This window comes from Ramlibacter sp. 2FC (assembly GCF_005503345.1).
Classification (GTDB): Bacteria; Pseudomonadota; Gammaproteobacteria; order Burkholderiales; family Burkholderiaceae_C; genus SCMQ01.
In genome coordinates this window covers 1-10,282 of the sequence record NZ_SCMM01000088.1, presented here as the reverse complement: position 1 = coordinate 10,282, position 10,282 = coordinate 1, and the positions used below count along the sequence as shown (strand labels likewise).

Genomic DNA, 10,282 nt, shown 5'->3' with positions numbered 1-10,282 from the left:
TCCATCAGAGGATCCACCCCGCCTGCGCGGCGTCTCCTTCCTGACTAACGACTGTTTCATCTCAGCGCTCCAATTTCCTTCCCCTTGGGGAGGGAGGCATCCATAGCATCTCCATTGTCTGTCGTGAGGGCCGCTCAGGCCAGGATGCGCCCAGGGTTCAGCAGGCCCTGCGGGTCCAGCGCCTGCTTGAGCCGGCGCATGAGTTCGAGCTCGCCCGCATTGCGCGTGACATGCAGATGCTCGCGCTTGAGCCTTCCTATGCCGTGCTCGGCGCTGACCGTGCCGCCGCGCCCGCCCAGGGCGCCGTAGGCAATCTGGTCCACCAGGTGCAGCCCGGCCTCGTCCACCGGCCCGCTGATCAGGTGCAGGTTGTTGTCGCCCAAGTGGCCGAGAAACAGGTGCTCGGCCTGAGGCAGGCGCTCGCGCAGCGCGGCCTCGACCTGCTGCACGTAGGACGCGGTCTGCGTTCCCGGCAGGCCGATGTCCAGCGTGGCCGCGGGCTTGAGGTGGGTCAGGATTTCGGGAATCGACTCGCGCAGCCGCCAGAAGGCCGCGGCCTGGGACAGGGATGCGGCGACCGCACAGTCGACGATCTCACCCCCCTCAAGGGCTTGTCCCAGCGCGGCCTGCAGCGGCTCGTCCATGGCCTGGTCCACCGTGCCCGCGGCCTCGACCAGCACGTACCAGGGCGCCTCTTCCCGCAGCGGCGAAGCCACCCCGGTCAACCGGCTGGCCAGGCGCATGAAGGGGGCCGACATGAACTCGAAGGTGCACAGCGCATGCCCCAAGCTGCGCTTGAGCGAGCGCAGCAGCCGGGGCAGGGCCTCGGAGTCCTGCGCGGCCACCAGCGCCGTGGCCAAGGCGCCGGGCGGCGGGTGCAGGCGCAGGGTGAGGCGCGTGATGATGCCCAGCGTGCCCTCGGTCCCCACGAACAGGAAGCGCGGATCCAGGCCGCTGCTGTTCTTGACCAGGCGCGTCAGCGAGGACACCACGCTGCCGTCGGCCAGCACGGCCTCGACGCCCAGGACCGCGTCGCGCATGGTGCCGTAGCGGATCACGCGCACGCCGCCCGCGTTGGTCGCGGCATTGCCGCCGACCTGGCAGCTGCCGCGCGCGCCGAGGTCGACGGCGAACATCCAGCCCTGCGCGGCCGCCGCCTCCTGCACCTGTTGCAGGGTGGCGCCGGCCTGGACCTGCATCACGCCCTCGATGGGGTCGAGCTGCTCGATGCGGTTCATGCGCTCGAGGTTGATGACCACGTCGCCGTCGGCAGGCACGGCGCCGCCGGCCACCCCGGTGAGGCCGCCCTGTACCGTGATCTTGCGCCCCGCCTCGTGGCATTGGCGGACGATGGCCGCCACCTCCTCGGTGCTGGTGGGGCGGTGCAGCTCCTGCGGTCTTCCGAGCTTGAGTCCGCTCCAGTCGCTGAGAAAGCGCTCCTCGATCTCGGTGCCGGTGAGTGGCAGGCCGACGCGGGTCATGGATTCGCCCTTTGCGCTCATGCGGCCGCCTTGGCCGTCACCGGCGTCGAGGTCGAAGAGCCCATGAGGTGGGCCGCGTCGGGGCCGCCCATGCGGCGGATCAGCTCGGCCTGGTCGGCCTTGGCCTGGCGGTCCACCGCGCCTGGGTCGCAGATGGCCAGCAGCTCGGCGTGCACGCGCGCCAGCACCTCGGCGTATTCCGGCTGGCCGGCCAGGTCGTTCAACTCCTCGGGGTCGGCCTCCAGGTCGAACAGCTCGGGGCGGAAGCCGACGTAGTGGTGGTATTTCCAGCGGCCCTTGCGCAGCATGAAGCCGGCGCTGTTGCTGCCGGCGGCGTGGTACTCGCTGAGGATGGGGCGCTCGAGGTCGGGCGCCGCGGTGGCGACCTCGAACAGCGAGCGACCGGGACGCTGCGCCATCTCCGGCGCGGGATCGAGGCCCGCGGCCTGCAGGATGGTCGGGAACAGGTCCAGCAGGTCCACCGGTGTGTCGCAGACCGCCGGCGCGACGCCAGGGCCGGCCAGCAGCATGGGCACCTTCACACTCTCCTCGTAGAGCGTGGACTTGCCCCAGACCCCGCGCGCGCCGAGGTTGTCGCCATGGTCCGAGGTGTAGACGATCTGGGTGCTGTCGGCCAGGCCCGAGGCCTCGAGCGCCGCCACAATCTGGCCAACGTTGTGGTCGAGCCAGGAGCACAGGCCGTAGTAGGCCGCAAACGCGCGCAGGCGCTCGGCGGCGTCGGCGAACTTGTCCTCCGAACCCATGAAGTCGGCGTATTCCTGGACCCAGGGGTGGCGCTGGTAGCCGGTGCCCGGGTGCAGCTTGGGCTCGGGCAGGCGGTCGGTCGGATAGAGGTCGTAGAACTCCTGGGGCACGACGAAGGGGAAATGGGGCGCGACCAGGCCGATGTAGAGCACGAAGCCGCGCTCGTCGTCCTGCCCGGCCTCGTGCAGCCACTGCACGGCGCGCTGCGTCACCGAGCGGTCGTACTGCGTGTAGGAGGACTCGCCGGGGCCGATGCGCTCGCCCAGCATGCGTACCCCATCGGTGCGTGGCCGGTAAGGGTTGCGGATCGAGGCCCAGACCATGCCGTAGCCGCCGAGCACATGCATGGGCAGGTGCTCGGCGTCGAAGCCCACCGGGTCCTCGGTGTTGCGGTAGTGCAGCTTGCCTATGCTCTCGACGCGCACGCCATGGTCCTGCAGCACATGGCCCCAGCCGCGCTGCGCGCCGGTGTAGGGCATGGCGTTGTCCCAGTGGCGGATCTGGTGCACCCGCAGGCCGGTGGCGAAGGCCGCGCGCGCCGGCACGCAGATCGGGCTGGGCGTGTAGGCATTCGTGAAGCGAACCCCCCGGCACGCCAGGGCGTCGAGATGGGGGGTCTTCACGAAAGGGTGACCCGAGCAGCCCATGATGCGCGGGTCGTGCTCGTCGGACATGATGACCACGAGGTTCTTGCGGGGCATGTTGTCTCCTGTTGGATGGGCGCCCATGCGCCTGGATGGAGGAGACTCTGACGCAATCCCGCGGGCGAATCCAATACTGTCTGGGAGGGTCGGGGTATCAGGTTTTCTTATGGGCCGTGTCGATCAGGCGGCCGCGCAGCCGCCCCTCGCGCACCAGGGCGGCGACCAGGTCGACGACCGCGTCGCGCACCGCCAGGGCCGCCGGCGTCAGCGGGCGCCCCTGCAGCCAGACCAGCGCCTGCACGCGGCTGAGCTCGGGGTCGACGATGGGGCGCCCGGCCACGGCCTTGGCCGCCACGGCGTCGACGCAGGCGCTGTCGGGCAGTATGGTCCAGGCCAGCCCCTCCTTGACCACGCCTAGCAGCAGCGCCGCGCTGTTGAGCTCGTAGCGCACGTCGAGCGCGAGCTCGGCGGCGCTGGCGGCCCGCTCGATGACCTTGCGCAGGTCATGGGCCCGATCCGGCGCGGCGAGCGGGCGGCGCGCGAGCTCGGCGAACGGGATCTGCCGGGGCGCCCTGCGCATCGCCGCATAGGCCCCGAAGAGCAGGAAGCGCTCCTCGAACAGCGGCAGCGACGCAATGCCCTCGAGCTCGGCGGCGCTGGGCATCAGGGCCAGGTCCGAGCGGCCCGACTCGACCTGCATGCGCGCCTCGAAGGACAGGCCGTAGCTGATGGCCAGCTCGATCTCGGGGTAGCGGGTCTCGACCGCGCGCAGCGTCGGCGCGATCAGCACGCCGGCCAGCGAGGCATCGAGGCACAGGCGCACGCGCCCCGCAGGGCGCGCCTCGCGGCCCGCGACCAGCTCGCGCAGGCCGTCGAAGCCGCCGAGCAGCTCGGTCGCGCGCTGGTACAGGCGGTGTCCCTCGGGCGAGAGGTCGACCCCCTTGGGGTGGCGCTCGAACAGCCTGGCACCGAGCTCGGCTTCGAGGGCTGCGATGTTCTGGCTCAGTGCCGGCTGGGCGACGGCCAGCTGCTCGGCCGCGCGCGAGAAGCTGCGGCTGTGGGCGATCTCGACGAAGTAGCGCAGCTGGCGCAGCGTCAGGCGCGTCAGGGGCTTGGAGGCCGCCATGGGCGGGCGCTTGGCATCGGCCGGCGGTCGGGAGGGCATCTGGGCGGTCGGGCGAAGGCGGACGGCCATGGTAGCACCCTGGCCGCCGGCGCCGGTCCGCCGCTCACTCGCCCTGGCTGCCCCGGTGCGCCCAGGCCGTGGTGTGCTTTTCCACCAGGCTGAACAGCTCGTACATGATCATGGCCATGGCGCCCACGACCACCAGGCCGGCGCTCCACTCTGCGCTGAGCACCTCGAAGCATGTGTATCGCCCCATTGACATCATGTAGCCGTATGGCTACATTGATGCATGGTTGAGATTCGCAAGACAGCCGTCTTTGTCCAGTGGCTCGATGGTCTGCGTGACATCCATGCCAGGGCGCGTGTTCAAGCCAGAATCGAGAGGCTTGCGACCGGAAACCCGGGGGACGTCGCGCCAGTCGGCGAAGGCGTGTCGGAGTTGCGAATCCACTACGGCCCAGGGTACCGGGTCTATTTCAAGCAGCAGGGGCGAGAGCTGATCATTCTCCTGGCTGGCGGCGACAAGAGCGCCCAAGCCAAGGACATCAAGGCTGCCTTGCGCCTCGCGCGTCATTTATCGGAGTAGCCGCTATGGCCAAGACCGCTACCACTCGCTACGACGTTGCCGAACACCTCAGAACACCTGAGGAAATGGCCGCCTACCTCGAAGCCTGCCTCGAAGAGGCGGACGGAGACGCCGCTTTCATTGCCAAGGCGCTTGGCGACATCGCCCGTGCCAAAGGCATGGCACAGGTCGCGCGAGATGCCGGGCTCTCCCGCGAAAGCCTTTACAAGGCGCTCTCCGGTGAACGCAGCCCCGGCTTCGATACCATCCTCAAAGTCATCGGGGCTTTGGGGCTCAAGCTGCATGCCGAGGCCAGTCATCGCTGACTGAGGTGTCCAGCCCATTGCGCCAGGGGACCTTCCTTATTCCACCGTGCCCGTCTCCATCGAGGCAGCCAGCCGCCACCGGCGCTCACTCGCCCTGGCTGCCCCGGTGCGCCCAGGCCGTGGTGTGCTTTTCCACCAGGCTGAACAGCTCGTACATGATCATGGCCATGGCGCCCACGACCAGCAGGCCGGCGAAGGCCAGGCCCATCTGCATGGCCGAGCCGGCGCTGATCAAGAGGTAGCCTATGCCCTCGTTGGCGGCCGTCATCTCGGAGACCGTGGTGCCGACGAAGGCCAGCGTGATCGCGACCTTTAGCGAGGCGTAGAAATAGGGCAGGGAGCGCGGCAGGCCCACCTTGACCAGCACGTCCCAGCGCTTGGCGCCCAGCACGCGCAGCACGTCCTCGAGCTCGGGCTCCAGCGTGGCTAGGCCGGTGGCGATGTTGACCATGATGGGGAAGAAGCTGATCAGGAAGGCCGTGAGTATGGCGGGGCCTATGCCTATGCCGAACCAGACCACCAGGATGGGCACGAAGGCCGCCTTGGGCAGGGCGTTGAAGGCCGTCATCAGCGGGTACATGGCGGCGTAGGCCAGGCGCGAGCTGCCGATCACGAAGCCCAGCAGCACGCCGACCACGATGGCCAGGCCAAAGCCCGCCATGGTGACCCAGAAGGTGCGCCAGGCATGGCCGGCGATGATCCACTTGAACTCCAGGAACTGGGTCCAGATGCGCCAGGGGCTGGGGAAGATGAACTCCGAAACCTGGAAGGCCGAGCAGACGATCTGCCACAGCAGCAGCACGGCCGCCAGCAGCAGCCAGGGCGACCAGCGCTCGAGCAGCCTGCGGTTCATGGCGCCACCTCCGCGCCGGCTGGCGCCGCTTGTGCGCGCAGGGCGCCGATGTGGCCGCGCAGCTCGTGCACGATGTCGGTGAACTCGCGCGTGTAGGTGATCTCGAGATCGCGCGGGCGCGGCAGGGCGATCTGCTTCTTGACCACGAAGCGGCCCGGGCTCTTGCTCATGACGTAGACGGTGTCGGCCAGGAAGACGGATTCGCGCAGGTCGTGCGTGACCAGGATCACGTTGAAGCGCTGCTCGGTCCAGAGGTCGCGCAGGATGCACCACAGCTCCTCGCGCGTGAAGGCGTCGAGCGCGCCGAAGGGCTCGTCCAGCAGCAGCATCTTGGGCTCGTGGATCAGCGCGCGGCAGATGCTGGCGCGCTGCTGCATGCCGCCCGAGAGCTGCCAGGGGAATTTGTCCTCGTAGCCGCCCAGGCCCACCTTCTGCAGCAGGGCGCGGGCGCGGGCCTCGTAGCTTTTGCGCTGGGCCTTGAAGCTGGAGCGGTAGGGCTCGACGATCTCCAGCGGCAGCAGCACGTTGTCCACCGTGGTCCGCCAGGGCAGCAGCGAGGGCGCCTGGAAGGCCATGCCCGAGATCTTGAGCGGGCCGGTGACGGGCTGGCCGTCGATCAGGATCTTGCCCATGGAGGGCATCTTCAGGCCGGTGGTCAGCTTCATGAAGGTGGACTTGCCGCAGCCCGAGGGGCCGACGATGGCGATGAACTCGCCCTGCCGCACCTGCAGGTCTATGCCTTCCACCGCGAAGTGGTTCTGGGCCAGCAGCTCCTCGTTGTAGGCCAGCCAGACGTCGCGGAACTCGACGAAGGGGCCGGTGCCGGCGCCCGTCATTTCTTGGCCGGCAGGATGTTCAGCTCGGCCTTGGCCGGCAGGAAGCTGCCGTTCCAGACCGCTTCGGGGTTGACGCGGGTCTTGGTGCCGAAGGCGTCCGAGACCTGCGAGGCCATCAGCGAGAGCCGGCTCGGCACGACCTGGCCGAAGCCCTCGGCGCGCGCGTCGGGGCTGTTGACCACGGTGTCTATGGCCAGCTTGAGGCGGCGCGTCTCGAGCTCGGTGTTGATGATGCCGTCGCGCTGCTTGACGTATTCGATGGCGGCCTCGGGCTTGGCGATGACCTCCTTGGCGCCCTTGGTGAAGGCCTGCAGGAAGGCCTTGACCGCGGCCGGGTTCTCGCGGATCAGCTTAGGCGTGGCGATGATCACGTTGCCGTAGAGCTTGACGCCGAAATCGGCGTAGGGCAGCACGACCACCTCGCTGGCCTTGGCGCCGCGCGCCTCAAGGTTGAGCAGCGAGGTGAAGGTGAAGCCGGTGATGGCGTCCACGTCGCCGCGTACCAGCATGGTCTCGCGCAGCGGCGGGTCCATGGCGGTCCAGGCCACGCTGCCCACGCCGTTGGCCTTGGCGAAGATGGGGAAGGCGCGGCGGCCGGCGTCGAACACCGGGGCGCCGAGCTTCTTGCCGTTCAGGTCCTTCGGGCGGGTGATGCCGGATTTCTTGAGCGCCATCACGGCGGCCGGTGTGTTGTTGTAGACCATCATCACCGCCACGGGCTTGTTCGGCGCGTCGGGGTTGTTGGCGTGGAACTCCATCAGGGCCGCGAGGTCGGCGAAGCCCATGTCGTAGGTGCCCGAGGCCACGCGCGTGACCGTGCCGCCCGAGCCGTTGCCGGCGTCTATGCTGACGTCGAGCTTGGCGTCCTTGAAGTAGCCCTTGGCCGCGGGCGCGAGGAACAGGGCGGCCGGGCCTTCGAAGCGCCAGTCGAGCTGGAACTTGATCGGGGTGGTCTGGGCCTGGGCGCTGGCGAAGCTCAGGGCCGCGGTGAGGGCCGCGAGGGACTTGAGAAGGACGCGTTTTTGCATGGGCACTCCAGGACAGGGGACATGGGACGAGCTTGCAAAAAGGGTGCCAGTCGCAGGGGCTGGCACCCTTTCTCCGCCATTGTCACCGAGGACGGTGCCCTGCAGGAATACGCCGTTTGGGGCTAGCGCACGGCGTTGGCGTTGGCCACGGCCAGAGCCGTCATGTTGATCACGCGGCGCACGGTGGCCGAGGGGGTCAGCACATGGGCCGTGGCAGCGGCGCCGAGCAGGATGGGGCCCACGGTCACGCCCTGGCCGCCCGTGACCTTGAGCACGTTGAACAGGATGTTGGCCGCGTCGAGGTTGGGGCAGATCAGGATGTTGGCCTCGCCGTGCAGCGTGGTCTCCATCAGCGTGGCGTTGCGTATCTCCTCGGACAGGGCGGCGTCGCCGTGCAGTTCGCCGTCGCATTCCACGTCGGGCGCCATCTGGGCGAACAGGTCGCGCGCCACGCGCATCTTGCGCGCCGAGGCGCGGTTGGACGAGCCGTAGTTGGAGTGCGAGAGGAAGGCCACCTTGGGCGGCAGGCCGAAGCGGCGCACCTCGTCGGCGGCCATCATGGCGATGCTGGCCAGCTGCTCGGCGCTCGGGTCCTCGTTGACGAAGGTGTCGGCGATGAACAGCGTGTGCTTGGGCAGCATCAGCGCGTTCAGCGTGGCGAAGCCCGGCGCGCCGGCCTTCAGGCCGATCACGTCGCGGATATGGTCCAGGTGGGTGTCGAAGCGCCCGTGCAGGCCGCACAGCATGGCGTCGGCGTCGCCCAGGCGCACCATCAGCGCGCCTATCGTCGTGGTGGAGCGGCGCACCGCGGCCTTGGAGGCCTCGGGGCTGACGCCGCGCCGGCCCATCAGGCGGTGGTAGGTCTCCCAGTACTGGCGGAAGCGCGGGTCGTCCTCGGGGTTCACGCATTCCACGTCGCGGCCGAGCGCTAGGCGCAGGCCGGCCTTGGCGATGCGCGCCTCGATCACGGCCGGGCGGCCGATCAGGATGGGCTTGGCCAGGCCGTCCTCCAGCGCCAGCTGGGCGGCGCGCAGCACGCGCTCGTCCTCGCCCTCGGCGTAGGCCACGCGCTTGGCCTGCGTGGCTGCGCGCGCCGCGCTGAACACCGGGCGCATCAGCATGCCGGTCGAGTAGACGAAGCGCGTGAGGTGCTGGCGGTAGGCGTCCATGTCCTGGATCGGCCGCGCGGCCACGCCCGACTCGGCGGCCGCCTTGGCCACGGCCGGCGCGATGCGCAGGATCAGGCGCGAGTCGAAGGGCTTGGGGATGATGTAGTCGGTGCCGAAGGCCAGTTCCTGGCCGGCATAGGCGTGCGCCACTTCCTCGCTGATGTCTGCCTTGGCCAGCTCGGCGATCTCGCGCACGCAGGCCAGCTTCATGGCCTCGGTGATCTTGCTCGCGCCGCAGTCCAGCGCGCCGCGGAAGATGTAGGGGAAGCACAGGACGTTGTTGACCTGGTTCGGGTAGTCCGAGCGGCCGGTGGCGATGATGCAGTCCGGGCGCACGGCCTTGGCCAGCTCGGGCCGGATCTCGGGCTCGGGGTTGGCCAGGGCCAGGATGATGGGGCTCTGGGCCATGGTCTTGACCATGTCCTGGGTCAGCACGCCGGGGGCCGAGCAGCCGAGGAAGACGTCGGCGTCCTGCACCACGTCGGCCAGGCTGCGTGCGCCGCTGTCCTTCTGCGCGTAGCGCGCCTTGGATTCGTCGAAGCCGCCGGGGCGGCCCATGTAGATCAGGCCCTTGGAGTCGCAGGCGTGGATGTTGGCCGGCTTGGCGCCCAGGCCCACCATCACGTCCAGGCAGGCGATGGCCGCGGCGCCCGCGCCGGAGACGGCGATCTTGACCTCGCTGATCTGCTTGCCCACCAGTTCCAGGCCGTTGAGCAGGGCGGCGGCCGAGATGATGGCCGTGCCGTGCTGGTCGTCGTGGAACACCGGGATGTTCATGCGCTCGCGCAGCTTGCGCTCGATGTAGAAGCACTCGGGCGCCTTGATGTCCTCGAGGTTGATGCCGCCCAGCGTGGGCTCCATGGCAGCGATGATGTCGACCAGCTTGTCCGGGTCGCGCTCGGCGAGCTCGATGTCGAACACGTCGATGCCGGCGAACTTCTTGAACAGGCAGCCCTTGCCCTCCATCACGGGCTTGCCGGCCAGCGGGCCGATGTCGCCCAGGCCCAGCACGGCCGTGCCATTGGTGATCACGCCGACCAGGTTGCCGCGCGAGGTGTATTCGGCGGCCAGGGAGGGGTCGGCCTGGATGTCCAGGCAAGGGTAGGCCACGCCGGGGGAGTAGGCGAGGGACAGGTCGCGCTGGTTGGACAGCGGCTTGGTGGGGGTGACGGAGATCTTGCCGCGCGAGGGCAGGCGGTGGTAGTCGCGCGCGGCGTCGCGCAGGGCCTGTTCGGCGGGGGAGAGGTCTTGTTTCATGCTCGTTGCTCCTCGGGATGCCTGTTGTCTTGCTCAGGGTCTATGTCGTCAGCATAGCCTTGTTTTGGCCGCTTTCTGGTTCATACAGTATTGCCGGTGGCAAGGGAAATGCCACTGAAAATCGGCATAGGGGGCCTCCATGATCGGAGGCACCCCTGCCACACCACCCGGCATGCGGGTCCGCACCGGGCGGTTCGAGAGCTTGAGGTCATGACAGCCTTGGCACTCCCAG

10 protein-coding genes and 1 pseudogene are annotated in these 10,282 nt (G+C 68.9%); 2 read left to right on the top strand and 9 right to left on the bottom strand.

Annotated features, from left to right (window positions below):
- Positions 1-134 precede the first annotated feature (134 nt).
- The 4 genes and pseudogenes from FFS10_RS21805 to FFS10_RS21790 form a co-directional block, all read right to left on the bottom strand.
- On the bottom strand, positions 135-1,502 hold the full coding sequence (locus FFS10_RS21805; RefSeq protein WP_249931385.1) for an FAD-binding oxidoreductase: 1,368 nt from the start codon (positions 1,500-1,502) through the stop codon (positions 135-137).
- On the bottom strand, positions 1,499-2,947 hold the full coding sequence (locus FFS10_RS21800) for a sulfatase family protein (RefSeq protein WP_137896696.1): 1,449 nt from the start codon (positions 2,945-2,947) through the stop codon (positions 1,499-1,501). Before FFS10_RS21800 ends, FFS10_RS21805 begins: the two co-directional genes overlap by 4 nt.
- A 97-nt stretch (positions 2,948-3,044) precedes the next feature.
- Positions 3,045-4,085, bottom strand: a complete 1,041-nt coding sequence (locus tag FFS10_RS21795; RefSeq protein ID WP_249931384.1) for a LysR family transcriptional regulator — start codon at positions 4,083-4,085, stop codon at positions 3,045-3,047.
- 34 nt (positions 4,086-4,119) lie between these two features.
- Positions 4,120-4,227: pseudogene (locus tag FFS10_RS21790) on the bottom strand (ABC transporter permease); the annotation flags it as partial.
- Positions 4,228-4,305: 78 nt separating this feature from the next.
- On the opposite strand from FFS10_RS21790, the gene FFS10_RS21785 reads away from it, so the two are divergent.
- On the top strand, positions 4,306-4,602 hold the full coding sequence (locus FFS10_RS21785) for a type II toxin-antitoxin system RelE/ParE family toxin (RefSeq protein ID WP_137896695.1): 297 nt from the start codon (positions 4,306-4,308) through the stop codon (positions 4,600-4,602).
- Between the two features lie 5 nt (positions 4,603-4,607).
- Positions 4,608-4,907, top strand: coding sequence for an addiction module antidote protein (locus FFS10_RS21780; RefSeq protein ID WP_137896694.1), 300 nt, complete (start codon positions 4,608-4,610; stop codon positions 4,905-4,907).
- Between the two features lie 85 nt (positions 4,908-4,992).
- Here FFS10_RS21780 and FFS10_RS21775 read toward each other — a convergent pair whose 3' ends face one another.
- The 5 genes from FFS10_RS21775 to FFS10_RS23245 all read right to left on the bottom strand — a co-directional run.
- Complete coding sequence (locus tag FFS10_RS21775) at positions 4,993-5,760, bottom strand: ABC transporter permease (protein WP_137896693.1); 768 nt, start codon at positions 5,758-5,760, stop codon at positions 4,993-4,995.
- Positions 5,757-6,596, bottom strand: coding sequence for an ABC transporter ATP-binding protein (locus FFS10_RS21770; protein WP_137896692.1), 840 nt, complete (start codon positions 6,594-6,596; stop codon positions 5,757-5,759). Before FFS10_RS21770 ends, FFS10_RS21775 begins: the two co-directional genes overlap by 4 nt.
- Positions 6,593-7,624 (bottom strand): ABC transporter substrate-binding protein, encoded by a 1,032-nt coding sequence (locus tag FFS10_RS21765; RefSeq protein ID WP_137896691.1) that lies wholly within the window; start codon positions 7,622-7,624, stop codon positions 6,593-6,595. The genes FFS10_RS21770 and FFS10_RS21765 overlap by 4 nt, the downstream gene beginning before the upstream one ends.
- A 122-nt stretch (positions 7,625-7,746) precedes the next feature.
- Complete coding sequence (locus FFS10_RS21760) at positions 7,747-10,050, bottom strand: NADP-dependent malic enzyme (protein ID WP_137896690.1); 2,304 nt, start codon at positions 10,048-10,050, stop codon at positions 7,747-7,749.
- Between the two features lie 48 nt (positions 10,051-10,098).
- The coding region (locus tag FFS10_RS23245; RefSeq protein ID WP_212744173.1) for a hypothetical protein at positions 10,099-10,282 on the bottom strand (184 nt) is incomplete at its 5' end.